We start from the raw sequence: 25,774 nt of genomic DNA on the forward strand, positions 1-25,774 counted from the left end.
AAATGTTACTGGCTTATCACACCCAGCGGATTCCTACTAACTACCTAGATTAATAGAAAAAAGTTCCTCTAAAGAGGAACTTTTTTTCATATATAAGTATTTAGACTGTATTGTAACGCTGTATAAGTAGCTATTACCCTAGGTGTAGAACAGGGGTAGGTTTTGTTTGCGTATTAGACATATGTTGTTTGAGACGTTCATTGTAACCATTTACCCATAAAGAGTCAATCATAGCAAACTCTTCATCCGTTAATGGAGCTACTTCAGATGCCAATGCAAATTCTTTTAATGTAGCTTCAGATGTGAAATTTGGTAATACGGTAACAACACTTGGACGGTAGAGGGAGAATTGGATTGCCAATTGACCAATCGTTCTTTCTTTGCCATCAAACAAGCCTTTCTCTTTCATTTCGTTAACAACATCTACACCAGCCTGCATCCATTCAGTAGGACGGTGACTGCGGTGATCACTTTTTTCAAAGTGTTTGTTCGGATCATAGCTACCATCTAGCAGACCAGAAGCATGAGGAACACGAACAATTAATGCACGTTTCTGTTCATCTGCTAGCGAGAATAGGTTACGAGCAGGATCTTGTTCAACGATGTTATTAATGATTTGGATAGCTCCGTAGCCAGGTCTCTTCAAAGCTGCCAGAGATTCATCTTCCCAACCAATATCAGGACCCATTGCTGCACCATACTCACGAATTTTACCTTCTTCTTTCAAACGTTCAAGCACCTCATGGACCTCATCGCTAAGGACGGATTCCATACGTGGGTTGTGTAATTGATATAAATCGATGTAATCAGTTCCAAGACGCTTCAAGCTTTGTTCGCAAGCGTAGCGAATGTTTTCCTTAGACCAATTTTGCGGCAATTCTGAATGTCCTTTGCGCTCTCCTGGCAAGTTATAAATGTCATAGCCAAACTTGGTAGCAATAACAACCTTGTCACGAATATCACCAAGTGCATCCTTTAAAATTGTTTCACCTAAACCGTTACCATATACATCACCTGTGTCAAAGAAGGTGACACCAAAATCATCATAAGCGGAGCGAAGCAAGCGTTTTCCCATTTCTTCATCGGTAACGCCCCACCATTTGGTAGCGACAGACCAGACACCGAAACCAACTTCGGAAACTTTCAGATCTGTGCCGGGAAGGGATCTGTATTTCATCTTAATCTCTCCTTTTAACGCTTCTAATGATTAATAATTCAAAACTAGTTATAAGTTTAACATGTTTAGTTATGAAAAAGCAGTGACACTTTTGTATTACATGTGGCTGAATAGTGTCAACACTTGGCAATCAAACAAATAGAAGGAAGCAGGTATTCCATTTTTGTGGATGAGCCTGCTTCCAGAAGAAAGAATTGATGGGTATTGTGTTATTTCTTATTTGGAGTGACCATTCATGAAACGATCAAAGTGTCCTTTCATGGGGGTACTCTGCTGTGTGGGTTGACCTGGCAATGATTTTGTTCGTTGTGTTTGCTGCCCTGGTGCGCCTTGAGGATGCTTTCTCTCCTGAACATCTTTAGGTAGCTGTGGCATGAGTCGTCCCGTAATATCAGCTAATTCTTCCATTATTCCTGCGAAACCTCTTCCTTTTCGCATATCCTCTTGTACTTCAACTACTCGTTGGCGAATGTCAGCATCAGCGGTTACCATTGCCCTCGCTCCTTGAGGATCCGCTTTCAATGCTTCTGCAACAGAGTACTTAATAACTCCTACTTCTGGCCGATCCAGTTTATCATCAACATCGATGGCAACGATTGCATAGTCACCCAGAACGACAGCGGTTGCATTTTTTACGTTTTTCACACTTTTAGCAAGGTGTACTAAGTGCTGAGATTTTGCCTGTGAATCTTGATACTGAATAGGGGTTGGTTGGGTTTGTTCAACTCTCTGTGTACGTGGAGCTTGTGGGTGTGCACCCATTTGTTTCTGAGCACTTTTTGAAACGGTTCCTTGCGCATTCGATTGATTTTGTGTTGGACTTGGCTTTTGAGCTGAGGGTGTGTTAGTGCAGGCAGTAAGTACGAGACAACAAGCTAATACAGGAAAAATTTTGTTCATAGTAGGTACTCCTTTCATAAGTAAAACTTCTATTCGAAGTGGCAGTTCATTTTCGAAGAAGCTTGTCCTTCTAAAATGGCTAATTGAGTTTCAAGCCTTTCCGTTCCAAAAAGGTGTTCCTCTTGTTACTGTTCGTTTTCCCTAGTGTCTCTATGCCTTGCCATTTTATACAGGGAGTCTAGCTGTCCCTTTCTTTACATACATATGGAATTAGAAAAATCTAAGCAACAACAAACCAGAATGAGGAAAATGCATAAAATATGGAAGAGGTGTAAGGAGGAGGCGAACTGTTTTTGAAAAAGATCTATGTACTTGACACTAACGTACTCCTGCAAGATCCCATGGCTGTTTACTCATTCGGCAATAACGACATTGTCATTCCAGCAGTTGTGCTTGAAGAAGTGGACTCCAAAAAACGTTATATGGATGAAATAGGACGAAATGCTAGGCAGATATCCCGCCTTCTGGATAATTTGCGGCTTAATGGTCAGCTTCATCAAGGAATACGGCTTGATAATGGGGGGACGCTGCGAGTTGAACTAAACCATGCGACAGCAGGTAGGATGCAGAAATTGTTCCACGAGATGACGAATGACAACAGAATTCTGGCGGTAGCTCTTAATCTTCAAGACGAAGAACATACAACTGGTCAAGGATCCCCGGTTATTTTGGTAAGTAAAGATGCACTGGTCCGGGTTAAAGCGGATGCATTAGGTCTTACCGCTGAGGATTTTTTATCGGATCGAGTGGTAAGGGAATATTCCAGTATTTATCCAGGATATGAAAAACTTGTTGTCAGCTCGGAGATTATTCAGTCGTTCTATGCCAAAAAGAGACTGCTAATCTCTTCCGTATTTCCTGTACACCAGTTTTATCCGCATCAATTTTTGATTTTAAAAGATGAATGTAACCCTTCTATTTCTGCCATTGGTAAAATGGACAGTGAAGGAAAATACTTCGAACCTTTTGCGGGTGATGATGATGCAATCTGGGGAGTAAAGGCACGCAATGCCCAACAACGAATGGCATTGGAACTACTGTTGCGTGACGAGATACCTCTGGTGACCATGACAGGTAAGGCAGGAACAGGAAAGACGCTTCTTGCACTTGCTGCAGGCCTTCTTCAAATCGAGGATCTGCAAAAATACAAAAAACTGCTCGTTGCCCGTCCCATCGTACCTTTAGGAAAGGATATCGGGTACTTACCTGGTGAAAAAGAAGAAAAATTACGACCATGGATGCAACCCATTTATGATAATCTTGAATACCTGTTTAATACCAAAAAACCTGGGGATCTGGACAAAATTTTGGAAGGCATGGGGAGCATCCAGGTAGAAGCACTTACGTATATTCGAGGTCGTTCTATTCCTGGCCAGTTTATCATCATTGATGAAGCACAAAACTTGACAAAGCATGAAGTTAAAACCATTCTTACCAGGGTGGGAGAAGGATCTAAAATTGTTCTTATGGGAGATCCAGAACAAATTGATCATCCTTATCTAGATGAAAGTAATAACGGGTTAACATATGTGGTAGAAAAATTTAAGGACCGTCGCTTGGCAGGGCATATCAAGCTGGAAAAAGGGGAGCGGAGCGTTCTCGCCCAGATGGCAGCCGATATTTTATAATGTTTGTGGGTATAGAATCCAAAGTGCGGTCCATACTATTTCTTGTCGAGGTTGCTGGCAACGCTGTTTTGAGATCTTCTTTCGAGAGAGAGTGCGGCGACATTCCCTAGCACTTGCTTGGGAATGCCCATTCTGATTGGGAGGCGAATGATCGCAAACCGGATACGCTGTCATTAGGTAAGAAAAACCCTGTTTTCTTTCCAAATCGCTTTTGCTTAAGGTAGATGAGGTAAAGAAGAGTCAGCGACTTACCCATAGTAGTAACCCGACAAAGGTCGTCTCTTGAAAAGGAGACGGCCTTTTTCATTTTCGTTCCCATTTTCGCATAGATATGAAAGAGAAAAGGGGGAATGGACATGGTAACGTTGGAGTCAACCGTTTCTTTTCTCATTTATATCACCGCTGTTTCCAGTGCAGCAGCTGGTGTGACTGAGATCGCCAAAAGCGTTGTACCATTTATGGGATGGGATTATGAACCTGCGGATAACAGCCATGAGGCGATAACGAGGGCGAATAGAAAAGAACAGCTTAAAAAAGCGTTTAATTTACTATTCTCAGCTATTGCAGCAGGATTTATTTTTGCACAATTGAAGCTTGATCCAGCCTTAATTTTGATGGGACAAGAACTCGCGTATGTGGAGAATGCATGGAGCTCACAAGTGTGGGTTTGGGGAATTGTTGCTGTATTTGGTTCGCCTATGCTTCATTCCTTGCTTAAGATTTTACAAGGATATCAGGAAGTGGTAAGTAATAACGCCCCTCCCAAACCAAAGCGTAAAATCTCAGGAAAATGAGCTATTATTTGTTGTTCGGTCACCTTGCGAACTCTGTCTTTGCTAGTATAAGATAGAACGTAGTACTTTTGCAGACAAAGAGACTTTAAGGAGCTACGTATGATGAAAGTAAAAAATGGACTACTTGCAACAATGCTCATCACCGGCCTATTGGTAACTGGTTGTGGTGCGAATAACATAGCGGCTCCTGAGCAGTCGAATGTGGATCAACCTGCCTCTGAAAAACCTGCAGAGAAGAATGAAGCAAACACTTCAGATAAACAGCTTGGAGCTACGTTTGATCCTGAAAATCCGAAGGAATATGGAATTCGTGGGATTTATATTGGACAGGGGATAGAGGAAGCGATGGGGATATTAAAGCCAGTTAAGGCTGACTTTATGGATAGTATTACACGCGAACCAAGAACCATTGAGCAAATGGCAGCAAGCAAGGGAGAAATGACAATGGGTATCCTGCTCATTGATCAAATCCCTCTGATGGTTCAGGTTCAAGACGGTGTACTATCTTCCATTATGGTGGGTGGAATTCCGGAAGAGAAAAAACAGGATTTTGCAACAAATCGCGGTGTAACCGTATATGATAAAGCAGAAAAATTACAGGAAGTATACGGGAATGGTGAGGAGACAGAAACGGAAATCTCCTATAAAGGAAGTAAGTATAAGGTAGCTTTTTCCTTAAATCAGGAAGAGATAATTGGATACCGTTTTGATATCGTTACAAAGTAAAGGAAGGACCAATGTCCACGATTCACGAAAAGGGAGAAGGAAGGGGAAGTCTTACTTATGACAGTACAAGTCAGTTCAATTGCATTAGGACCGTTTGAAACAAATGCATATGTTATTAAAAATACAGAAACCAATGAATCAATCGTAATCGATCCGGGAATGGAACCAGGTCCTCTCCTCTCGGCGCTTCGATCCGAAAGAGTAGTGGCAATCTTACTAACCCACGCTCATCTGGATCATATTGGTGGAGTAGAACAAGTACGTGAGTTAACAGGTGCTCCTGTATATATCCATCCAGAGGAAAGTGAATGGTTGACAGATCCTAAGCTTAACGGTTCACTTCGATTTGGGATGCCGCCCATCATTTGTAAGCCTGCTGAGTACACGGTAGATGAGGGAGACATACTCACAATAGCTGGACTTACGTTCCGTGTACTACATACACCAGGGCATTCTCCAGGCAGTGTTACGTACTTGCTAGATAACCATTGCTTCAGCGGAGATGTATTGTTCGCAAGCTCCATTGGACGCACTGATCTATCTGGTGGGGACTATAATACACTGATGAGCAGTATTCAAGACAAACTGTTTGATTTAACAGATGATACAATTGTATATCCTGGTCATGGACCGGTTACAACCATTGATCGAGAAAAAACATACAATCCGTACGTATCTGGTTCGCTCGGCTAAAAGTATGAGCAAACTGTAATAGAAAAGCGCCCAACCATATCATCAGATACGGAAGGGTGCTTTTTTGTATGCTTCATAATTGTAGAGTTGTTCAGTTTACGATTTAGAGAAATCGAATTTTATCTTGATTTCCAGCTTATGATTATCAAGTGTTACCTCTTCAACACGGATATTTTCATTGATCAATGAAGGGTAGAAACCGAGATCATATTCCTTTGTCATTTCCTCGGCCGTACTTAATGGTAGCTGGAATCCTTCATAGATTAGCTCTGTAATCTGAAACTGTAATTCAATTGGTGATACTTTTTTGTACATTCCCCTAATTTTTACATTCACATTATCATAATTTCCTACGACCTCGAGATGGTTATCATCGAAAGTGAAATATGCATGCTGGAACATCGGATTTTTTAAAAGCAAGAACTGATTAAACTCTTCTTCCGTAATCACCAGTTTATGGGTAAATAACCCCTCTGATTGTATTCGATCAGAGGTAACTAGTTCAGGAAGATCTTGCATCACGCCTGCTAACACACTGAAGAAGTCGCGGAAAACAGGAAGTCCACGTGTTCTCCAATCATCGACAAGATCTTTCATTAATGCCTCGATTGTTGATGTTTCAGGTAGTTTTTCAAGATTTTCTTCCTTCATCATTTTTACTGCCAATAGCTCGGTCAAACGGTTTTCATAGCTGATTCGAAGCTCACGAATCTGCTTTAATTGTGCTTCTTTTTGACTGGCTATTTCTTTGGAACGGGCGAGAGCACCTTGGAACTTCTCTAGCTTTTTCATATCATGGGCGAAGATTCTCTCCATCATGCTCATACTTGCGAGGATCTGATTAAAATCCTTAGCGTTGAATAACAGAGTCAAGAGGTCATCACGCTTTCCCATATAATAGGCACGCGCTACTTTCCCAGCATGTTTCCGACTGGATGCAATAGTCAGTTCTTGTCGCTTTGCTTCTAGCTCTAATGTTGCAAGTTCTTTGTTGATACGCTTTTCTTCTTCACGGAGTATACCTAAATTGCGTTCCAGTTCCAGCTGGGTTAAATGCTGTTGCAAAATGGTATGTTCCAATGGAGATACTTCCCCCGCCTCGGCAAAGAGGGGAGGAAGTGTAAGAATTAAGCAAAGCAAGAGGATAATCCGTTTACGCATAGGGCATCATCGATTCTTAGAAATTACCTTGCATAAGATCAGTAAACGTAATCACTTCGTCACCTTTAGGAATAGGCAATTCCCATTTAGGAGCTGTATCGAAGTTAGAAGATTTTTGTTCGAAAATCAAACCAATGTCAAAGGATTGACCACTTGCTTTGTCAGAGATAGTAACATCCCAATCCATTAGTTGGAACGGAATGTTTTTATCTTTGTCGATTGCAAGGAAATAGTTAGCTTTTTTGATGTTAAGTGCAGATTTAATATCGGCTTCATTCTTGTCAACATCAGCAGCGAAGTCTTTCGCTTCCGTTTTAAATTGTTCGATCGCTTGTGCGTCTTGTGCCAGCGCCTCTTTCATTGATGGAGATTCTGCCAAGACAGTTAAAACTTCAGGAATTACTTTTTCTACAGATGTTTTCAAGAAAGGAATCATGGTTTCGTTCGTTACTTTCAAATTGACGATACGATCTGCTTTCACATCAGCAGGGAAGTTAGGGATTTCCTCTTTTTTCGCGTCAACGAAGTATTCAGGACCGTAATGCTTCATTGTTGCGTCAGTTAGCTTGATAGTCATTTCTTTTTGTTCTTTCATGGTTGCTGCATCGAATTTAGGCATTTCAGTTGCTTCACCTTGTGCAGCAGCCATTTGTTCTAGCTCTTTGTAGTCTAATTCAATATATTTGCCTTTTAGCATGGCTAGTTCTGGTACCATGTCTAACGCTGGAACCTTGATCCACATTTTATCTTGGTTCATAATCATTGGGATGGAAAAAGTTGTAGAAGCTCCTTGCATATCTACCTTAGCATCCAATGTTACTTCCATTTGGAAAGGTTCTAAAGATGCGTTTCCACGATATGTAAGCTCGGAGTTTTTCAACATTTCCAGGAACATACCTGCTTGTGGGTCAGCTTGTAACGCAGCAGCATCTACTCCCAGGTTAAGTTTTAGTTTACCATCAAAACCGTAAGAGTTAAGGCTAGCTTGTTTTTTCAGCGCTTCCTGCACTACTTCCTTACCTGGGCGACTATCGCCACAGCCGGAGAGAACCAACGCAAACATAGCGAAGAGAGCAAGCAGGATTGGTAGTCTTGATTTTAAGATTTTCATTTTGAACCTCCTAGTGTTTTTCAGCATACGTTTCCCATTATAGCCTCTATCTGTTGATTTGTGTGCAAAAATATGGATTTTTTCAATAATGAGAAAAAATCTTCATATGATCAGGTGAAATATATATGTCTTACGAACTACAGAAATATATATGCAGCAACATTTAATTTCAGAAATCACAAACGGTCTCTTTTGCTGCTTTTATGAAAAAATGTCTCTATCAGTTTAAATGGGATATCATTGGAATCGCATAGATACATTTAGAAAAACGCTACTTTTTTACTAGTTCACAAATAAATCAGATTTTTGGTAAAGTATTAATTGATACATTTCTCCTATCTTTTGCGTATTTGGCATGTGAAAACGTGCTTTTCTGGAAATGAGAGGTAGTACAAGACGATTAATGCAACATGTACTAATTCGCATAAGGGAGCGTGAATCGTCGATTTATCAGAGTTATGTCAAAATCTTCAAAAGGTGGAGTGAACGATTTATGTCTTCTGATCTGCTTAAACATATAGGTAGAAACATTATTTTTCAAGAATCACACATGATTTCTTTTGCTACTTTTATGGAAAATTGTCTTTACCATCATGAATGGGGATATTATCGAAAGCGTTTAGATAAGGTTGGCAAAAATGGAGACTTTTTTACTAGCTCTCATGTGCATCAGATCTTTGGTGAAGTGCTGGCTGATTCATTCCTCTTGTCTTTTACTGAAATAGCAAGTAAAAAACCTGTTTTATTGGAGCTTGGAGGTGGTACGGGGCGATTAATGCAACAGGTATTAACACGGATAAGAGAGTGTGAACCATCTATTTATCAGAATTTGGAAGTAATTATGGTGGAAATCAGTCCCTTCCACATTGAATGTCAAAAAGAGTCACTGGAATCATTTGATATACCTATTCGATGGTATTCCTCTGTACAGGAAGCAGCCTTGCAAGAAGAGTTCGAGGGAATCATATTTTCCAATGAGTATTTCGATGCTTTTCCCGTTCATTTATTAGAAAAACAAGCAGCTAAATGGCATGAAATAGGTGTCACCTGCCTGGAAGAAAATGATGAGCCTGTTTTCCAGGAAAAAACCATGCCAGTATCCTTGATTACCAACCAACTGAATGATCGGTTGCCTACCCATTTACCCGATGGCATGAGAATAGAATGGCAAGATGGGATTGAAGAGGTTATAGAGGCGTTAGGTACGATGCTTAAACGTGGAAGAATCATAACGATTGATTACGGGGATGAGGAAGGGGAGTTGTATCATGAAAGTAGAAAGAATGGTACACTTGTCTGCTATTACCAGCATCAAATGAACGAAGAACCATTTATGCGTGTAGGTGAACAGGATATCACTGCACATGTTAACTTTACCAGAATAAGAGAGTGGGGAGAGAAGATAGGATTACATACAGTAGAATACCAGAGACAAGACCAGTTTTTAATTCAGAATGGAATCTTGGAAAAAGCCCAAGCTCATCAAGATCGAGATCCTTTTACCAGTAAGGCGATGAAGCAGAATCGTGCTATTTCGCAACTTTTGCTTCCAGGTGGTTTGGGAGGGTTATTCCGGGTCCTGATTCAGGAAAAAAAGTAAGAGGTTACCTCTAGGGACGAAAAAAAGCGATTGCCGGTAGCAGTCGCTTTTTTTCTAACCTACATTAGCATCATGAGAAGAGAATGCTCTCCGCTAGCACCTGCAGGTGGCATTCCGTAGAAAGTGTAATACGTAAAACCTACGAATGATACAAACATAAAGCCGAAGAAAATCTTGAGGTACGTTTTTTCAGTAAGACGCATATAACCAAGAGCAAGAAAGATAGCCGTAAAACCGAAGAACAATAGAGACATCGGATACAGCTTTGCCCAGAACGACATGATTGCGATTACTAAAGTCCAGAAAGCTAAAACGCGAAACATGCGATCCATTATGTATCCCTCCTTTGTTTGACTTTTTAGAAAAGTTATCGTTATCATTATAAAGGAGATGTCAAGCAGTGTAAACGGTTAAGCATTGACAGAATTATGTCCGATGTTCTGGGAGATATGCAACCATATAATTACATGATTGACAACCACCTACCATGGATGTTTCTGGTTTTAATTCGATTTCTCCAAAAAATGACTCGAAAAATCCCTCAATCATGGCGTGGTGCATACTGCAAATGGAACCAGGATGCTTATGAGCAATTTCTGAAAAAGTACAGTTAAAGACTCGAAAACGTACATGTCCATCATCAACTAATTCAATTTCCGGACGTAATCCTTGAGCCAATGCTAAGCGATATATTGCTTCTAGCTTGTCTTCTACAGTTTTAGCCGGAGCTAATTTATGATTTTCTTTTGCTCGTTTAGCAGCTTCGAGACCCAAACGGTGTCCCATCTTAACAAGAGCGGCGTGCCCTTCTGATCCAAATGTAAGTAAGGATTCAATAGCAATATCGGCCAGTAGCTGATAGTCTCTTGGAGGAAACTGCAGACTGACCACCATGTCGGATACAGAGTAAAGACGACTAGGTCTTCCACCTTTTCCGGTTTTATCCAGTTTGGATTGCAGTAATTGCACATCTTCCAGTTTTGATAAATGAAGACGTGCGACGTTGGAATGGATAGAAAATTTTTCTGCGACCTCTTGAACTGTTACAGGCTTGCGTGAATCGGTTACATATTGGTAGATAGAAAACCGCGTGGGGTCAGCGAGAGTGCTTGTAAGTCGAAGAGCCTTCTCCAAAATAATTCCCCCTTTCAAGAACTTTACGTTCTATAGTGTAGCCTATTTCATGCTAAAAGTTAAGCATTCAAGCCAGTTCTATGAAAAGTAAATAAAATTAATTAAGAAATTATATTAAACACTATTGACACAGTGTTTAATTGAGGAATACAATTTACTATATAAAGTAAAGTGACTACATCATAGATTTGGAATAATGGAGGAATGATATATGGCAACAGCTACAAATGTAGGTAAATTAACTTTCTTCACATACCCTAGCTGTACTTCCTGTCGCAAGGCAAAGGCATGGTTGGCTGAAAATGGAGTTAATTATGAAGAACGTCACCTTTTTAAAAACCCACCAAGCGTTAGTGAGTTGTTAGAAATTGCCAAGATGACTTCTAGTGGATTAGATGAATTGCTGTCCACGCGCAGTCAAAAGTTTAAAGAACTGGACATGGACATCAATGATCTAACAGTCTCTGAACTGCTGGAACTTTTGAGCGAAGACCCAGCATTATTGAAGCGTCCAATTTTGACAGATGGCGAACACCTGATTGTGGGCTACAACCAATCTGCTATGAAAGAATTCTTTTTATAAGCGTTTTTGTCAGTTATGAAAAGGTTTCTTATTTATCATTTTACAAAATGTCCAAGGGATGGCAATAGTAAAACTGCTTTCTAGCACATTTGGGTATATGTTCCATTTTTTCGGACATTTTGTAATTTTCTTATATTTAACAATCTGTCGGTGCAATCATTTTTTGATATTTATTAGGTATATGATGAGTTGCTTGTACATGTTCATATAAATTAATATTGCCAGTCTGTAGCGATGAAGTAGGCTACAGACTGGCTTTTGTTTCTGTCAGGATGCTTGAACTTCGCAGAGTTACCCCGTTTTGATAGATAACTGTTAAAAGAAATATCGTAGCAACATCATTGAAAGAATGCCTACGACGACTGTTCCCATTAAGCTACGTGTAAAAATGGCTACAAGGAAAGTAGGTAAAGCAGCAAATAGTTCTAGGTTGCTCATGATAGGTGTTAGGTTATTTCCTTTTACCAGCAGTTCTTGGCCGATTAACGCAGCCATAACGGCAATGGGTACGTAATGCAACCAGCGCATTCCCCAATCTGGTATATTCATGCGACTTAACACCATGAGAGGTAACACTCGTGGAATGAATGTAACCAGTGCCGACCCTGCAATTATTAAAAAAATGTCCCACCTTATTTCCATTTTTCTATCACCATCCCTATTGTTGCTGCGCCTATAGTTGCAACGATGATTCCTACACTTCCCGAAGAGATAAGGCTTATACCAACTCCAATCACTACTGCTGCTACAGCCACCAGCGTGTCACGTAACAACTGATTGCGGCTTGCCATTTGTAGAACTAACAAACCAATAAACATAGCAGACAAGGCAAAGTCGAGACCAAATTGTTCAGGGTTTTCTATCCAGTGACCAAAATATGCTCCAGCCATATTTGCAAGGAACCAGTTGAGATATGCCGTCACATTCAGACCATGCATCCATTTTTCGCTTAGTGAGGTTTTTCCAACAGCCTGATTAATAGCTACTCCAAAGGATTCATCAGTAAGTAAAGAGCCAATTAGCATGTTCCGCAAAGGGGGAAGATGCTTGAAGTAGGGAGAAAGTGCAGCACTTAACAGAAGATGCCGAAGATTCACAAAAAATATCGTAAATATAATGGCAGTTACCGATGCTTGGGCAGCAAGCATTCCAGCGGCGATAAATTGAGCTGAGCCTGCATAGAGCAAGAGGCTTAACATAGCGATTTCTACAATGCTGAGTCCTGCCGTTTTTTCTACGACCCCTGCCGCAAACCCAATACTTAAATAACCCAATAAAGTAGGAACACAATCTTTTATCCCTTGTACAAAGCTATCTTCATCCTTATTCAATTTTCCCGTTTTTAAAAGAAGTTCTTTTGGCATACGAATATCCTTTCTATTATGTAAAAGTTGGCAAGCCTCTCATTTTATTAGCGAGGTGCTTGTACCAGGGACAAGGTGCTAGGCAAAATAGAATCCTTTCGTTTAATTCTGTACATGCTTGGAGATACTTTTTTCTAGTATATGCGATTCTACAAGAATAGGGAAAAGCATAGAATGGAATATCACGTTCTTATCAGTAAACGGGAGGGACTATATATATGGTAGCTTCGAGACAAGATGCTTGGACTGAAGATGATGATTTAGTATTGGCTGAAGTCACACTTCGCCATATCAGAGAGGGTGGGACACAGCTTGCTGCTTTTGAAGAAGTAGGACAAAGGCTGGGACGAACTGCAGCTGCATGCGGATTTCGCTGGAATAGCACGGTTCGCAAACAATATGATGCGGCAATTGCTATTGCAAAAACACAGCGACAACAATTGAAAAAATCAGGAAGAATCCAGCAAACTGTTCACTTGCATGAAGAAGTACAGGTGATTGATACCTTTGAAGAGAAAGAAGAAAGCGTAGTGATGAAAGTAGAAGAACCTGAAAAGAACCCGGTCACGGCAGAAGGTCTGATCCCACCATTATTTAGCGAACAGGAATTGGCAGTTTTTTCCCATGCCATTGCTCCTTCTCTGGGTTCAGAGGTTTCCAAAACTCCATCTGAACAACAGGTCGAATCTGCCATTCGTGTACTGGGAGGATTTAAAGACGTACTGCGTAAACATAAACATTTAGAAAAAGAGTTGGAAAATCGGGAACGTGAAGTAAAAGAATTACGTGCAATCAACCAGAAGTTGAAAAAAGAGGTAGAGGATTCTGTAGGTGTTAATAATGATTACAAAGCATTGTTGCAGATTATGGACCGAGCACGTAGATTGGCGTTCCTAAAAGAGGAAGAGAATCAAAAGCCGGTTTTTAAGATGGACCAGAACGGTAATCTGGAACGTGTTGAGTAAAGCAACGGGAATAATAGTAGAAAAGCTGACCTTTAACGGGGCCAGCTTTTTTCCTGTATCAGAACGTATAAACTTCGAGGAGTATTTTCTGTAAGCTTGATTATAGGTGATTCCTAGTCTTGCAGACCGACAGTTGTTGGAAGCCAGACATAAGGGTTTTCACCGCGATCACGCACTGGATTATATCTAACAGGGAAAAAGCTCATTTTCTTCCAAAAATCTTCTGCGCGGCAACGAGAATTTGTTTTAATAGGCAGTCCAAAGCTTTTTGCGTGTTTTACAAGGGCAGTACCATAATCTTTTTCACGGTAATCTGGAAGAACTTCCAGCTTCCACAGCTCATAATATTCTTGTGATGGATTGAAGTAGCGGTCATATTTTGCATCAATTTTGTACAAACTCATGCGGGCAACAAGCCGATCCTCATGATAGATACCATAAAAGGGAGATTCAGAATCATTTTCGATAATATTTGCCTGCAAATCATCCTTCATGGATAGTTCTTCCAAGCCGTATTCGCGAAATGTTTTGAACTCTTCTAATGTTTTATAATTAATATGCAAGCGTTTTACTTCGTACATAATAACAGCCCCCTGTCATCAAATAACATCTGCCTTACCATTATACACAAGAATAACCAGATGTGGGCAACTTGAATTTCAGATAAGTTTTTCTGTTTGTTTTTTTTATAAAAATAGGAAAAATACAAAATGTTGCTGGTGAATTTTTTGTAGAAATGGCAAAATAAAGAAGAAAGGAGGGGATGGCTTGAAAAAAGTACTAATCGCCAATCGTGGGGAAATTGCCCGGCGAATTATTGTAACACTGAATAAGATGAATATTGCTACAGTAGCGGTATATTCGGAAGCAGACCAATCATCACTGTTTGTCAAGGAAGCAGATGAGGCAATTCTTATCGGGCCACCTCCCGTAGCGCAAAGCTACCTGAACATGGAAGCCATCATAGCGGCATGCAAAGAAACCGGAGCAGATGCGATCCATCCCGGATACGGTCTGTTATCTGAAAATGCAAGGTTTGCCAGTCGATGTGCAGAAGAGGGGATCTTATTTATCGGGCCTTCGGAAGAGGTTATTGCTCAGATGGGTGACAAAATGATCGCCAGAAATGTCATGCAACTAGCTGGAGTTCCGATAGTGCCTGGAACAGAGGGTGAAATCACCACTTTGGATGATGCCGTAGAACAGGCAAATCGAATTGGATATCCTGTCATGTTAAAAGCAAGTGCAGGTGGCGGGGGAATCGGAATGCAGGTCTGTCACTCAGATGAGGATGTTCTTGCAGCGTTTCAAACAGCAAAAGGGAGAGCAAAGGCATATTTTGGTAACGATTCCATGTTCATAGAAAAATATGTTGAAAGTCCGCATCACATAGAGGTTCAACTGTTGGCAGATCAACATGGAACAGTTATTCATCTGTTGGAACGCGATTGTTCTATTCAGAGGCGACATCAAAAAGTGATAGAAGAAAGTCCGTCTCCATTTCTTGATGATACCACTAGACATCATATTTGTATGGCAGCCGTTTCTGCGGCTAAAGCTGTGGGCTATACAGGTGCGGGAACAGTGGAATTTATTATGGACAAGGAACGTAATTTTTATTTTTTAGAGATGAATACAAGGCTGCAGGTTGAGCATGGGGTAACGGAAGAGTTAATTGATGTAGATCTGGTTGAATGGCAGATCCGAATTGCTCAGGGTGAAAAGCTACGCTTCGTCCAACAAGATATAGCTCCAAAGCGACATGTAATAGAGTTACGTATTTACGCAGAAGATCCCATTACCTTTTTCCCTTCTCCAGGGACGATTACAGTCTACGAAAAGCCAGTGGGCGAAGGCATCCGTGTCGATGATGCTATACATGTAGGTTCAAGCGTATCCCCCTATTATGATCCCATGATTGCCAAATTAATTGTATCCAGAGATTCAAGAGAGGAAGCGTGTGGGCTTGCGTTACAATCACTTAACGCATATCAGATTGAAGGGATAAAAACGAACATACCAGCACTTAAGGAAGTACTGTCACATCCTGAGTTTAGGCAAGGAGTTTACGATACGCATTTTATTTCAAGTATTCGACAATCTCAAAGGGGGTAATAAATCATGAAACAAGTACGTGCGACAATGGCAGGGACTATTTTACGGTTATTGGTGGATACAGGTAATGAGATAGAGTCGGGTGCAGATGTAATCGTGCTCGAATCCATGAAAATGGAGGTTCCTATGGCAACGGAATCCGCAGGAAAGGTTACTTCTGTAAAGGTGCAAATTGGAGATTTTGTAAATGAAGGTGATGTATTGGTTGAACTGGAGTAAAGTTGTGATTTCATTCTGAACGATCGTTCGGTTAGGGATAATAATCTCTCGGATAATAAGGGAGGTCGTCTATATGTTTATTACCGTATATGAGGTAGGACCTCGTGACGGATTACAAAATGAGCAGATTGCAATCAACGTAGAGGATAAGATCCATTTAATCAGGTTGTTGTCAAAAGCAGGGCTACAAAACATTGAGGTTACCTCCCTTGTACATCCAAAATGGATTCCGCCGCTTGCGGACGCTACAGAGGTGCTGAAAGGAATTTCTCAAGATGATAAGACGCAATATTCCGTTCTTGTTCCGAATCTGCGCGGTCTTGAGCGTTTACAAGACAATCAGGTACAGGAGGTTGCCCTGTTTCTCTCAGCTAGCGAGACACATAATCAAAAAAATACGAACAAGAGCAGAGTAGAAAGCTTGCACGCATTGAGAGAAACGGCATATATAGCCACGAAGAGAGGCTTTCGTCTACGAGGCTACGTATCTACGGTATTTGGATGTCCCTATGAGGGCGATGTTTCCCTTGCCGATACAAGATGGCTGATTCAGGAGCTTTTTGACATGGGCGTATCCCAAATCTCGATTGGAGATACGATTGGAGTAGCAACCCCCAAACAGGTACATGAGGTATTTTCTTCTCTTGTTACTACCTGGGGAAGTGATCGGTTTGCCGCTCATTTCCATGATACGAGGGGATCAGGTCTTGCCAATGTTGTAGCGGCGTTGCAAGAGGGAATCACTGTTTTTGACAGTTCCGTTGGGGGATTGGGTGGTTGTCCATATGCCCCAGGTGCTGCTGGTAACATTGCGACGGAAGATTTGGTATATCTGCTAGAGGGAATGGGGTACGAGACTGGAATTGATATGTCTATTCTCCTTCGGGCAGGTCAATTTATTCAAGGTATTATTGGGAGAGAGCTCCCCTCCAAAATGTTGAAAACAATTGCGGGTTAACTGTGATAATTGGGAGGAGGAGGGTGTTATGAGTATTCAATGGGAAAGGCTTCATGACCATGCAGCGTCCACATGTCTATAACTATCTGAATCTTTCCATTGATCTAACAATGTTCGACTGAAAGGTTTGGCAGCTTTTTTACGAAAAACGAGAACCTGTATATCGCGGGGAATAGTTGAAGAAAGGAAGGCACCTTATATGAATCAATCATTATCAGATACATTACGGGAGAGAGTGGAACAGATCAAACGAGGAGGAGACGAAAAATACCATCAAAAAGGACAGGAACAAGGAAAACTTTTTGTTCGAGATCGTCTTTCTTTGTTGTTTGATCAAGGCTCCTACAACATTGAAGACGGTCTGTTTGCCAATTGCAAGGAAAGTGACTTACCTGCAGATGGAGTCGTTACGGCAATAGGTAAGATAAACGGACAACGTGTATGCGTTATGGCTAATGATTCAACAGTAAAAGCTGGATCATGGGGACAGCGAACCGTTGAGAAGATTATCCGTATTCAGGAGACAGCAGAGAAACTTCGAGTTCCTCTCCTTTATCTGGTTGATTCTGCAGGAGCAAGAATCACTGACCAGTTACAAATGTTCCCCGGAAGACGCGGTGCCGGAAGAATCTTCTATAATCAGGTAAAGCTGTCAGGTAAAATTCCTCAGGTATGCATCTTGTTTGGTCCTTCTGCCGCAGGAGGAGCCTACATCCCTGCCTTTTGTGACATCGTGATCATGGTTGATAAAAATGCTAGTATGTATCTCGGTTCACCTAGAATGGCTGAGATGGTAATTGGAGAAAAGGTAACATTAGAAGAATTAGGCGGAGCAAGAATGCATTGCAGTGTAAGTGGCTGTGGCGATATGCTGGCACAAACTGAGCAGGAAGCCATAGATTTTGCACGTCGCTACCTCGGTTTTTTTCCGGGGAACTACAGCGAAAGTCCACCGTATGCAGTAGCCCAAGAGCCGCATGAACAAGCGAAGGATATCAATGGGATTGTCCCTGATAATCAAAATGCGCCATTTAATATGTATGACTTTATCGAGGCAGTAGTGGATAAAGACTCCTTTCTTGAGATAAAAAAATTATTTGCTCAAGAGCTAATAACGGGTCTAGCCCGTTTAGATGGCAAGCCAGTGGGGATTATTGCCAATCAGCCACGGGTAAAAGGCGGAGTTCTATTCGTTGATTCAGCAGACAAAGCATCACGGTTTATCAGCTTGTGTGATGCCTATCATATTCCGTTATTATTCTTAACCGATGTTCCTGGATTCATGATTGGTACAGCAGTGGAGCGAGCGGGAATTATCCGACATGGTGCCAAGATGATTTCTTCGATGTCAGAAGCAACCGTGCCGAAGGTCTCTGTGATTGTGCGCAAGGCTTATGGAGCGGGTCTTTATGCAATGGCTGGTCCTGCGTTTGAACCAGATGTATGTCTTGCATTACCACAAGCCCAAATCGCAGTAATGGGTCCAGAGGCAGCGGTAAATGCCGTTTATAGTAACAAGATTCAAGCTATAGAAGATCCTGCGGAGCGCCAAGCCTTTGTCATGGAAAAAAGGAAAGAGTATCAGGAGGATATTAATCTGTATCTGCTTGCATCTGAAATGATAGTGGACAGTATTGTAGAGCCGATGAATTTGCGAGAAGAGCTGATTAATCGTTTTGATGCCTATTCCAGCAAACAGCTTCTGTCTACAGATCGCAAGCATCCAGTATATCCGGTGTAACAATTGGTTCGCCAGTTTCAGTCGTTGGGCTGGCGAACTAAGAAAATTTCCGAAAAATTGGACAAACCTTCGAAAATATTCTTCTTTTCCCATCTGTTTTTTGTTATTCTGAAAGTATACTTCGAGTGAACATAAAGGTTGGGAGTAGTATGGAAATCGCAATCATCGGCGGTGGTTCAGTTGGTTTGTTACTCGCTGCTAGATTGTCATTGACCGGTTCGAATGTGAAACTAGTCACACGTACAGAAAAGCAAGCGGAAGAGATCAATAATAGAGGCGTTCTGTTACAGACATTATGGGGAGAAAGAATACCCGTGTACATACAGGCTACATCCATTCAACAAAACCTGCCCGATGTTGATCTCTACGTTTTAGCGGTTAAGCAGACCCAGCTTAACACAATACTTCCCTCTCTTACATCCATTGCAACAACTGCTAGAGTACTCGCTACTCAAAATGGTATGGGGCACGATGATCGCTTGAAGGAGGTGCTTTCGGAAGAACAAATCTATTTGGCTGTTCATACTGAAGGTGCATGTAGACATGAAAGTACAGTAGTCGAGCATACGGGCATAGGTAGTTGGCATATTGGTTCCGTAGTACTCAATACGACAACTGTAGACAAGGTAATAGGAGATTTTCTAATAGCAGCGGGGATTGCTGGATTAACCATTGACCATGTATCTAATATCTACGAGTACTTATGGCGTAAATTGATGGCGAATGTCGTAATTAATCCACTGACAACACTTTTCGAAATTCCTAACGGTGAACTGCTTCAATCCAGAGAAACATTAGATATCATGAGAGTGATGTTTCTTGAGGCCAAAAATGTAGCAGTAGCAAGTGGTCAAAAAATTACGGAAAAAAATTGGCAGGATATTTTACAAATTTGCCGAAATACATCGAGAAATTATTCTTCCATGCTACAAGACCTGCGAAACGGTAGACCTATCGAAATTGATGCGATCAACGGCTATATCGTCAATAGAGGGAAGGTGCTGGGTGTCAAGACACCTCAACAGGAGGCTGTTTACAAAGCTGCTCTCCTCAAAGCAGGCTTGAGGATCCAAAGGGGATAGTCTAATGCTTGAACTTTTGAGAAATGTTTGGGGTACCTTGGTTGCTTTTCCAATCGTCGCTTTCCTGATTATTGTCTTTCTAGTCTATTTTTGGAAGAAAGATAAAAAGGTGGCGTTCAATTGGTCGGTTAATATTACGAATATTTTTTTAATTCTTTCCGTAGTGAACATTTACAAACAGATATGGCCGCAAGCTTGGTCTGCATGGATCTGGGTCATTAGCTCTTTTCTCCTCTTGTACGGAATGTTACTATTCATCCAGCGAAAAATGCGCGGCAAAATTTCTTTAACGAAAATTGGATTTTCCACGTGGCGGATCTCTTTCATCATACTTACCGTAACCTATTGCTTTCTGATAACAACCGGCATCATTAAAACGATGCAGGCCGCACATGTTGGTTTATCTATCATGTAAAAATGAAAGTTGGTGCATAGGATGACGTTACCCATTGAATTGATCGGGAATAAAATTAGGGCTGTTCGTAAAGAGAAAGGTTTTACACTTGAAGTCATGGCAACAAAAACTGGCTTGAGTAAAGGGCTTCTGAGTCAGGTAGAGCGAGGAATATCTCAGCCCTCATTGGAATCATTATGGCGTATTACAAAGGCTCTTGAGGCTCCGATTATCCATTTTTTTGAAGATGTGGAACAGAGTCACATCCATATTGTGCGTAAAGAAAAACGCCGCCAAATGATTTTTCCAGACTCTAGCGGTACCTATTCGCTACTGTCTGGTGGAGGTGCTTCCAGGTTAGCTGTAATGGAAGTTCGACTAAAACCAGGCGATCAGGCTAAAGACGTCTTTGTATCACAAGACGGAGAAGAGTGCTTGGTGGTAATTGAAGGAGAACTGGTCATACGTTTAACGGATGATGAGCACCACTTGGAAGCGGGAGACAGCATTTACTTTGATAAAGCTCAATTGCATACAGTCTCCAACGTAGGCGAAGTAGACTGTTTGGCAATTTGGACTGTTTCTTCCCCTCGATTCTAAAATTGTCTTTCTTTGTAAAACATATATGGTAAATACGAACAGGACACTTCGCTGGAGAGGGTCCTGTTTTTCGTTCTCTTTTCCCATGCTATAATCAACAGGAATAACCCTGGAATGTTGAAAGAAGGAGAAGAATGAAAAATATACCTGTATCTTTACATGCACCTAGATCGTTTCTTACTGATTATAAAAAGGAAAGCGTAGAAGCATTATCCTTTTTTACATATTCACCTTTTGCGAAAGAGAGTTATCTGGAACGCATGCAGTACGTAGTAAGTAAAAATGATTGGAATCGCGACGAACTCTCAGATGCGCTGTATCGCTATAATCGGCAGGTTGGTAATCATCAGGAGGCGTTAGCAAATATCGAAGAACTGAAGAAGCCAGATACGCTTGCAGTAATTACGGGGCAACAGGCAGGATTGCTAACGGGTCCGTTGTACACCATATACAAGGCAATTGATACCATTCAACTGGCAAGAGAACAGAGTATGCTACTTGGTGTAAAGGTAGTTCCTGTATTCTGGATTGCTGGGGAAGATCATGACTTTGATGAAGTAAATCATTTTTTCCAGCAGACACTTACAGGTGAGGCACGGAAAATAACGATTGCTACCGATCCAGGAGGGAAGCGTTCTGTTTCAGCAATAAAGACTAGCCAGGATGAGATGCTACAGATCGTGGAGCAGTTTTTTACAGAAGAGCTGGAAACAGATCATAGTCAAGAGTTACGTCAGCTACTACTAGGTACCGCTCGTGAATCAGATACGCTAGCAGACTGGTTCGCTTTGCTACTGGTTAAGCTATTTGGTAAGCATGGACTCATCTTGATTGAATCATCTGATCCTGCGGTTAGACAAATGGAAAGCCGTGTGTTTAAAGAAGTAATCCGCAAGAATAAGGAACTATCTCGTATTCTTCTTTCAACACAAGCCCGCTTACAAGCCTGTAACTACCCGAATCAACTAGAACTGTATGGTAATCAGGCCCATTTTTTCCTGTATGAACAGGAAGAACGTCTCTTGATGGAGCGGGCCCGGAATGGGTTTCAAGCTAAGGATGGTGGCAGACTCTATTCAGAAGACGAATTGCTACAGATATTGGAGACCTCTCCTGAGCGCTTTAGTGCAAATGTAGTAAGCCGACCTCTCATGCAGGAACACTTGATTCCTACGCTTGCCTATGTAGCTGGACCTGGTGAACTATTGTATTGGGCTAATTTTAAAGATGCGTTTTCCTTGTTTGGGCAGCAGGTGCCTCTTGTTGTTCCACGAACTTCCTATGTACTTGTGGAAGGAAATATTGACAGGCTACTTCAGAAGCATGAATTACGTATAGATACCCTTTTTCATCATATGGATCAATGGAAAAATGAATGGCTGAACGCACTTGATGAACCAGGCTTCCATGAAAAATTTGAACAGCAAAAACAGGAAGTGCAAAATTCTTATCAAAAATTGCTCCAGGAAGTTGTTACCTACGATAAAGGATTGCTACAATTGGCAGAAGCGAATAGGAAGAGGCTTTTGGATGACATTAGCTTCATGCAGGAGCGTGTCAGAAAGGCTATTCATTTGAAACATCAGGTGAGCATCGATCAGATCGTACGTATTGAACAGGCGTTACTGCCTGATGGAAAGTGGCAGGAACGTGTCTATACTATTTTTGCCTATATGAATCGATATGGATTAGATTTGATTGATCTTTTGCTTGAAAAAACTGGTGAACGTAATGGTTCTGTACAGATTGTACATCTGTAAAAGATTCTCATAAGCGAAATAATCTTGCGTGTTCGAAAGGAAAGTATCTCATGGAAGTTGCCATTTATTTAATTGCTCCAAAGATTGGAATGCCAGCAAAAGAATTGATTAAAGCCATCGATAACGGTGATATTATGGGTGGATTTCCTGTTGATGATCCATTGTCCAAAATGGCGTGGGTTGATTTGCTCTCCCTACGCAATTACGTGGAATGGTTATATGAACATAAACGTGTTACTGAGCAAAAATATTTAAAAGCGATCCGACATATTGAGATGACCAAAGATAAATTATCCATGCAGCAGGAAGGGTAACGAATTGAATCACTGATTCAACCCAAGAACGAACGTCTCCGGGCATTTGTCATAGACTACCACTATAATGCTTACAAAGAGGTGGGAATGCTATGGCAAAGCCTGTGATCGGCGTATTAACATATCGAAATGGGAAAAAGTTTTTTGAACCAACTTTTTTTCGCCACTTAATCCAAGAAGGAAAAAAGCTGGGAGCTATTGTCTTTTTATTTGGTCCCCATGATGTTCAGTTGGCAAAGCGGAAAATCAAAGGATTTACTCCTGGAGCTGATAAGACATGGAAAAAAGTGGAATTTGACTGGCCTGATATAGTCATTGATCGCTATCGATATTACCCACGACCACAACATAAGGATTATCTTGCCTTTCGACGAAAGCCTCTGTTTGAATATGCCAACAGTCAATTCAAATCTAAATGGAAGGTGCATGAGGCGTTATCTGGTGAAGACGAAATGATCGTCTGGCTTCCTGAAACCCATGTCTTTTCTAAAGAGAAGTTAGATTTGATGAGAAAAGAGCATCCCCTCCTTTATGTAAAGCCAACCAATGGAACGGCAGGAAGAAGTATTTTACGAATTCAAAGAAATACTTCGTCATACAGCGTGCTAGGCAGAACATTATCACTCAAAAAAATTGTGAAAGACGCTCTTTCTTATGAGGAGCTCGTGTCGTTCATTGCAAATTGGACGAAGGATGAGCGACTAGGCAAGGAAAAATTCCTACTGCAACAAGGTATAGATTTGGAATTAATCAAGGGGAGGATGGTTGATACTCGCATTCTTATCCAAAAGAACGAGCTGGGAGATTGGAATGTGACCGGACTTGGTATACGCGTAGGTGGTTCCAACAGCTCTACTTCTAATCTGCATGGCGGAGGAAAGGCATACGATCCGCTTGAAGTGTTAACCAAGCGATTTGGAGAAAAAATGGCGAAGGAAGTGCTTACGAAATGCAGGGCTCTTGCTTATCAGACAGCAGAATCCGTAGAAAAAATCTATGGCAGAATGTTTGAACTAGGACTTGATGTAGGCATTGATGTATCGGGGGACGTGTATCTCATTGAAATAAATCCGAAGCCAGGTCGCGATATTTTTCGTCAGTTAAATCAGATAGAAACATATCGGGAAGCGGTAAGGCGTCCCCTTCAATATGCATTGCTACTCTTGAAGGGACGGGTTACGGTGTAAGGTGTAAGGGACGCGATTTTTCAGAGAAAAACACACCGTCATCGTTAGGAACTAGGCACATAATCGCAAAAATAGACTGTAAATTTTTAAAAGTGGCAAAAAAATCATCCTAAAATGATGAACACTGCCTGTTGCTGTGATAAGATAGCACATATAGTTGTACATTACAGTAAGGAGGCTTGTAGCAAGATGACTATAGTACAAGAAAGCATTGTAAAAGACATGGCATTAGCGCCAAATGGTCATTTGAAAATTGACTGGGTGAGTGAGCATATGCCTGTACTTAACCGAATTCGGGAAAGATTTGAGGCTGAAAAACCGTTTGCAGGTAAAAAAGTAGCAATCTCCCTTCACCTAGAAGCAAAGACTGCTTATCTTGCTAAAGTAATCCAGGCTGGTGGAGCAGAAGTAACAATCACCGGTTCTAATCCGCTGTCCACACAAGATGATGTTTGTGCAGCATTGGTAGAGGATGGCATTCGTGTATTTGCGAAATATAATCCAGAACCAGAAGAATATAAGGAACTGTTGATCAAAACTCTGGAAACACGCCCAGACTTCCTGATTGACGATGGTGGGGATCTTGTAACTATTCTGCATGGTGAACGCCGTGATCTGTTAGAGAACGTGAAAGGCGGAGCAGAAGAAACAACTACAGGTATTCTTCGTCTGCGTGCATTGGAGAAGGAAGGCAAGCTGGAATTCCCAATGGTAGCTGTAAATGATGCATTTTGCAAATATTTGTTCGATAACCGTTATGGTACTGGACAATCTGTATTTGATGGTATCAACCGTACAACTAACTTGGTTGTTGCTGGTAAAACAGTTGTTGTAGCAGGCTACGGTTGGTGCGGTAAAGGCGTGGCAATGCGTGCAAAAGGTCTGGGTGCGAAAGTTATCGTTACCGAAATTGATGCAATCAAAGCAGTTGAAGCATACATGGATGGTTTCGAAGTAATGTCTATGGATGAAGCTGCTAGTCGTGGAGATTATTTCGTAACTGTAACAGGTAACCGAGATATTATTCGCAAAAACCATTATGAGGCAATGAAGGATGGCGCTATTTTGTCTAACGCTGGTCACTTCGATGTCGAAGTTAACAAAGTGGAGCTGGAAGAATTATCGACATCCAAGCGTGTCGTACGTAAAGATATCGAAGAATTTGTCATGCAAGATGGTCGTAAAATCTATCTGTTAGCAGAAGGCAGACTGGTTAATCTGGCTGCAGGTGACGGACATCCGGCTGAGATTATGGATATGACGTTTGCTCTTCAAGCTGTAGGCTTGGAGCATGTAAGTAAGAATTATGATGCAATTGGTAAAAAAGTTTTGAATGTTCCTTACGAGCTGGATGAGATGGTAGCTCGCTATAAATTAGATGCACTTGGATTTACAATCGACAAACTGACTCCAGAACAAAAAGAGTATCTGGAAAGCTGGGTCGAATAGATAAGAAAACCGCTGTAACATTAAATCAATATATGAAGAAAAAAACCTGCTGACAAACGGCAGGTTTTTTTCTTATAATAAAAACATACGACAAGTGGGTAAAAGTGGGGGAAAGTGGT

The 25,774-nt window shown here is 41.3% G+C and carries 27 protein-coding genes; 18 read left to right on the forward strand and 9 right to left on the reverse strand.

The features are described from left to right. Nucleotides 1–133 precede the first annotated feature (133 nt). Both LM917_RS15030 and LM917_RS15035 read right to left on the reverse strand, forming a co-directional pair. Entirely contained in the window at nt 134–1,177 is a 1,044-nt protein-coding gene (locus LM917_RS15030) for an aldo/keto reductase (protein WP_232698351.1), read from the reverse strand. A 216-nt stretch (nt 1,178–1,393) separates the two neighbouring features. Further along, nucleotides 1,394–2,077: a YhcN/YlaJ family sporulation lipoprotein gene (locus LM917_RS15035; protein WP_232698352.1), complete on the reverse strand. Its 684-nt coding sequence runs from the start codon at nt 2,075–2,077 to the stop codon at nt 1,394–1,396. A 293-nt stretch (nt 2,078–2,370) separates the two neighbouring features. On the opposite strand from LM917_RS15035, the gene LM917_RS15040 reads away from it, so the two are divergent. The 4 genes from LM917_RS15040 (at nt 2,371) to LM917_RS15055 (ending at nt 5,918) form a co-directional block, all read left to right on the forward strand. Beyond that, the gene (locus LM917_RS15040) at nt 2,371–3,705 is read left to right on the forward strand and encodes a PhoH family protein (RefSeq protein WP_232698353.1); all 1,335 of its coding nucleotides are present in this window, start codon (nt 2,371–2,373) and stop codon (nt 3,703–3,705) included. A gap of 356 nt (nt 3,706–4,061) precedes the next feature. Then, on the forward strand, nt 4,062–4,499 hold the full coding sequence (locus LM917_RS15045) for a hypothetical protein (RefSeq protein WP_232698354.1): 438 nt from the start codon (nt 4,062–4,064) through the stop codon (nt 4,497–4,499). 99 nt (nt 4,500–4,598) lie between these two features. Next, complete coding sequence (locus LM917_RS15050; protein WP_232698355.1) at nt 4,599–5,225, forward strand: hypothetical protein; 627 nt, start codon at nt 4,599–4,601, stop codon at nt 5,223–5,225. Nucleotides 5,226–5,282: 57 nt separating this feature from the next. Further along, nucleotides 5,283–5,918, forward strand: coding sequence for an MBL fold metallo-hydrolase (locus LM917_RS15055; RefSeq protein ID WP_232698356.1), 636 nt, complete (start codon nt 5,283–5,285; stop codon nt 5,916–5,918). 96 nt (nt 5,919–6,014) lie between these two features. On the opposite strand, the gene LM917_RS15060 is transcribed toward LM917_RS15055, so the two are convergent. Beyond that, entirely contained in the window at nt 6,015–6,998 is a 984-nt protein-coding gene (locus tag LM917_RS15060) for a coiled-coil domain-containing protein (protein WP_232698357.1), read from the reverse strand. 97 nt (nt 6,999–7,095) lie between these two features. Continuing rightward, entirely contained in the window at nt 7,096–8,190 is a 1,095-nt protein-coding gene (locus LM917_RS15065; RefSeq protein WP_232698358.1) for a hypothetical protein, read from the reverse strand. A gap of 493 nt (nt 8,191–8,683) precedes the next feature. Here LM917_RS15065 and LM917_RS15070 point away from each other — a divergent pair, with 493 nt between their 5' ends. Beyond that, the gene (locus LM917_RS15070) at nt 8,684–9,790 is read left to right on the forward strand and encodes a class I SAM-dependent methyltransferase (RefSeq protein ID WP_232698359.1); all 1,107 of its coding nucleotides are present in this window, start codon (nt 8,684–8,686) and stop codon (nt 9,788–9,790) included. 59 nt (nt 9,791–9,849) lie between these two features. Here LM917_RS15070 and LM917_RS15075 read toward each other — a convergent pair whose 3' ends face one another. Then, the gene (locus LM917_RS15075; RefSeq protein WP_232698360.1) at nt 9,850–10,122 is read right to left on the reverse strand and encodes a DUF2626 family protein; all 273 of its coding nucleotides are present in this window, start codon (nt 10,120–10,122) and stop codon (nt 9,850–9,852) included. A gap of 94 nt (nt 10,123–10,216) precedes the next feature. After that, the gene (locus LM917_RS15080) at nt 10,217–10,924 is read right to left on the reverse strand and encodes a helix-turn-helix transcriptional regulator (RefSeq protein ID WP_255668335.1); all 708 of its coding nucleotides are present in this window, start codon (nt 10,922–10,924) and stop codon (nt 10,217–10,219) included. 211 nt (nt 10,925–11,135) lie between these two features. Here LM917_RS15080 and LM917_RS15085 point away from each other — a divergent pair, with 211 nt between their 5' ends. Further along, nucleotides 11,136–11,507 (forward strand): Spx/MgsR family RNA polymerase-binding regulatory protein, encoded by a 372-nt coding sequence (locus LM917_RS15085; protein ID WP_232698361.1) that lies wholly within the window; start codon nt 11,136–11,138, stop codon nt 11,505–11,507. Between the two features lie 315 nt (nt 11,508–11,822). On the opposite strand, the gene LM917_RS15090 is transcribed toward LM917_RS15085, so the two are convergent. Next, nucleotides 11,823–12,149: an AzlD domain-containing protein gene (locus tag LM917_RS15090; protein WP_232698362.1), complete on the reverse strand. Its 327-nt coding sequence runs from the start codon at nt 12,147–12,149 to the stop codon at nt 11,823–11,825. Then, nucleotides 12,140–12,871, reverse strand: coding sequence for an AzlC family ABC transporter permease (locus LM917_RS15095; RefSeq protein ID WP_232698363.1), 732 nt, complete (start codon nt 12,869–12,871; stop codon nt 12,140–12,142). Before LM917_RS15095 ends, LM917_RS15090 begins: the two co-directional genes overlap by 10 nt. Before the next feature lie 218 nt (nt 12,872–13,089). Between LM917_RS15095 and LM917_RS15100 the strand changes: the two genes are divergently transcribed. Further along, the gene (locus LM917_RS15100; RefSeq protein WP_232698364.1) at nt 13,090–13,836 is read left to right on the forward strand and encodes an RsfA family transcriptional regulator; all 747 of its coding nucleotides are present in this window, start codon (nt 13,090–13,092) and stop codon (nt 13,834–13,836) included. Between the two features lie 113 nt (nt 13,837–13,949). Here the strand turns inward: LM917_RS15100 and LM917_RS15105 are convergent, their stop codons facing one another. Further along, nucleotides 13,950–14,417: an N-acetyltransferase gene (locus tag LM917_RS15105; RefSeq protein ID WP_232698365.1), complete on the reverse strand. Its 468-nt coding sequence runs from the start codon at nt 14,415–14,417 to the stop codon at nt 13,950–13,952. Nucleotides 14,418–14,604: 187 nt separating this feature from the next. Between LM917_RS15105 and LM917_RS15110 the strand changes: the two genes are divergently transcribed. The 11 genes from LM917_RS15110 (at nt 14,605) to LM917_RS15160 (ending at nt 25,655) form a co-directional block, all read left to right on the forward strand. Further along, nucleotides 14,605–15,951 (forward strand): acetyl-CoA carboxylase biotin carboxylase subunit, encoded by a 1,347-nt coding sequence (locus tag LM917_RS15110; protein WP_232698366.1) that lies wholly within the window; start codon nt 14,605–14,607, stop codon nt 15,949–15,951. Between the two features lie 6 nt (nt 15,952–15,957). Beyond that, nucleotides 15,958–16,170 (forward strand): acetyl-CoA carboxylase biotin carboxyl carrier protein subunit, encoded by a 213-nt coding sequence (locus tag LM917_RS15115; protein WP_232698367.1) that lies wholly within the window; start codon nt 15,958–15,960, stop codon nt 16,168–16,170. Nucleotides 16,171–16,243: 73 nt separating this feature from the next. Beyond that, a complete protein-coding gene (locus tag LM917_RS15120) occupies nt 16,244–17,128 on the forward strand; it encodes a hydroxymethylglutaryl-CoA lyase (RefSeq protein WP_232698368.1) in 885 nt (294 codons plus the stop codon). A gap of 199 nt (nt 17,129–17,327) precedes the next feature. Next, a complete protein-coding gene (locus LM917_RS15125; RefSeq protein ID WP_232698369.1) occupies nt 17,328–18,869 on the forward strand; it encodes an acyl-CoA carboxylase subunit beta in 1,542 nt (513 codons plus the stop codon). Nucleotides 18,870–19,018: 149 nt separating this feature from the next. Beyond that, a complete protein-coding gene (locus LM917_RS15130; RefSeq protein ID WP_232698370.1) occupies nt 19,019–19,951 on the forward strand; it encodes a ketopantoate reductase family protein in 933 nt (310 codons plus the stop codon). 4 nt (nt 19,952–19,955) lie between these two features. After that, nucleotides 19,956–20,366 carry a DUF3397 family protein gene (locus LM917_RS15135; RefSeq protein ID WP_232698371.1) on the forward strand — a complete coding sequence of 137 codons (411 nt, stop codon included), beginning with the start codon at nt 19,956–19,958 and terminating at the stop codon, nt 20,364–20,366. Nucleotides 20,367–20,387: 21 nt separating this feature from the next. Next, nucleotides 20,388–20,945: a helix-turn-helix domain-containing protein gene (locus LM917_RS15140; RefSeq protein ID WP_232698372.1), complete on the forward strand. Its 558-nt coding sequence runs from the start codon at nt 20,388–20,390 to the stop codon at nt 20,943–20,945. A 134-nt stretch (nt 20,946–21,079) separates the two neighbouring features. Next, complete coding sequence (bshC, locus tag LM917_RS15145) at nt 21,080–22,705, forward strand: bacillithiol biosynthesis cysteine-adding enzyme BshC (protein WP_232698373.1); 1,626 nt, start codon at nt 21,080–21,082, stop codon at nt 22,703–22,705. A gap of 50 nt (nt 22,706–22,755) precedes the next feature. Further along, nucleotides 22,756–23,019: a hypothetical protein gene (locus LM917_RS15150; RefSeq protein ID WP_232698374.1), complete on the forward strand. Its 264-nt coding sequence runs from the start codon at nt 22,756–22,758 to the stop codon at nt 23,017–23,019. Nucleotides 23,020–23,111: 92 nt separating this feature from the next. Next, the gene (locus tag LM917_RS15155) at nt 23,112–24,206 is read left to right on the forward strand and encodes a YheC/YheD family endospore coat-associated protein (protein WP_232698375.1); all 1,095 of its coding nucleotides are present in this window, start codon (nt 23,112–23,114) and stop codon (nt 24,204–24,206) included. A gap of 189 nt (nt 24,207–24,395) precedes the next feature. Continuing rightward, complete coding sequence (locus tag LM917_RS15160) at nt 24,396–25,655, forward strand: adenosylhomocysteinase (protein WP_232698376.1); 1,260 nt, start codon at nt 24,396–24,398, stop codon at nt 25,653–25,655. Nucleotides 25,656–25,774: the final 119 nt, after the last annotated feature.

The sequence above is a fragment of the Brevibacillus daliensis genome (assembly GCF_021245735.1).
In the GTDB taxonomy this organism is placed as follows: domain Bacteria; phylum Bacillota; class Bacilli; order Brevibacillales; family Brevibacillaceae; genus Brevibacillus_B; species Brevibacillus_B daliensis.

Excerpts from the sequence above, each read along its gene's own strand:
- LM917_RS15090 (WP_232698362.1), bottom strand. The coding sequence starts at position 12,149 with ATGGAAATAAGGTGGGACATTTTTTTAATAATTGCAGGGTCGGCACTG.
- LM917_RS15160 (WP_232698376.1), top strand. The coding sequence starts at position 24,396 with ATGACTATAGTACAAGAAAGCATTGTAAAAGACATGGCATTAGCGCCA.
- LM917_RS15100 (WP_232698364.1), top strand. The coding sequence starts at position 13,090 with ATGGTAGCTTCGAGACAAGATGCTTGGACTGAAGATGATGATTTAGTA.
- LM917_RS15120 (WP_232698368.1), top strand. The coding sequence starts at position 16,244 with ATGTTTATTACCGTATATGAGGTAGGACCTCGTGACGGATTACAAAAT.
- LM917_RS15075 (WP_232698360.1), bottom strand. The coding sequence starts at position 10,122 with ATGGATCGCATGTTTCGCGTTTTAGCTTTCTGGACTTTAGTAATCGCA.
- LM917_RS15125 (WP_232698369.1), top strand. The coding sequence starts at position 17,328 with ATGAATCAATCATTATCAGATACATTACGGGAGAGAGTGGAACAGATC.
- LM917_RS15135 (WP_232698371.1), top strand. The coding sequence starts at position 19,956 with ATGCTTGAACTTTTGAGAAATGTTTGGGGTACCTTGGTTGCTTTTCCA.
- LM917_RS15050 (WP_232698355.1), top strand. The coding sequence starts at position 4,599 with ATGATGAAAGTAAAAAATGGACTACTTGCAACAATGCTCATCACCGGC.
- LM917_RS15140 (WP_232698372.1), top strand. The coding sequence starts at position 20,388 with ATGACGTTACCCATTGAATTGATCGGGAATAAAATTAGGGCTGTTCGT.
- LM917_RS15115 (WP_232698367.1), top strand. The coding sequence starts at position 15,958 with ATGAAACAAGTACGTGCGACAATGGCAGGGACTATTTTACGGTTATTG.
- LM917_RS15055 (WP_232698356.1), top strand. The coding sequence starts at position 5,283 with ATGACAGTACAAGTCAGTTCAATTGCATTAGGACCGTTTGAAACAAAT.
- LM917_RS15070 (WP_232698359.1), top strand. The coding sequence starts at position 8,684 with ATGTCTTCTGATCTGCTTAAACATATAGGTAGAAACATTATTTTTCAA.
- LM917_RS15035 (WP_232698352.1), bottom strand. The coding sequence starts at position 2,077 with ATGAACAAAATTTTTCCTGTATTAGCTTGTTGTCTCGTACTTACTGCC.
- LM917_RS15150 (WP_232698374.1), top strand. The coding sequence starts at position 22,756 with ATGGAAGTTGCCATTTATTTAATTGCTCCAAAGATTGGAATGCCAGCA.
- LM917_RS15105 (WP_232698365.1), bottom strand. The coding sequence starts at position 14,417 with ATGTACGAAGTAAAACGCTTGCATATTAATTATAAAACATTAGAAGAG.
- LM917_RS15030 (WP_232698351.1), bottom strand. The coding sequence starts at position 1,177 with ATGAAATACAGATCCCTTCCCGGCACAGATCTGAAAGTTTCCGAAGTT.
- LM917_RS15065 (WP_232698358.1), bottom strand. The coding sequence starts at position 8,190 with ATGAAAATCTTAAAATCAAGACTACCAATCCTGCTTGCTCTCTTCGCT.
- bshC (WP_232698373.1), top strand. The coding sequence starts at position 21,080 with ATGAAAAATATACCTGTATCTTTACATGCACCTAGATCGTTTCTTACT.
- LM917_RS15130 (WP_232698370.1), top strand. The coding sequence starts at position 19,019 with ATGGAAATCGCAATCATCGGCGGTGGTTCAGTTGGTTTGTTACTCGCT.
- LM917_RS15045 (WP_232698354.1), top strand. The coding sequence starts at position 4,062 with ATGGTAACGTTGGAGTCAACCGTTTCTTTTCTCATTTATATCACCGCT.
- LM917_RS15095 (WP_232698363.1), bottom strand. The coding sequence starts at position 12,871 with ATGCCAAAAGAACTTCTTTTAAAAACGGGAAAATTGAATAAGGATGAA.
- LM917_RS15085 (WP_232698361.1), top strand. The coding sequence starts at position 11,136 with ATGGCAACAGCTACAAATGTAGGTAAATTAACTTTCTTCACATACCCT.
- LM917_RS15155 (WP_232698375.1), top strand. The coding sequence starts at position 23,112 with ATGGCAAAGCCTGTGATCGGCGTATTAACATATCGAAATGGGAAAAAG.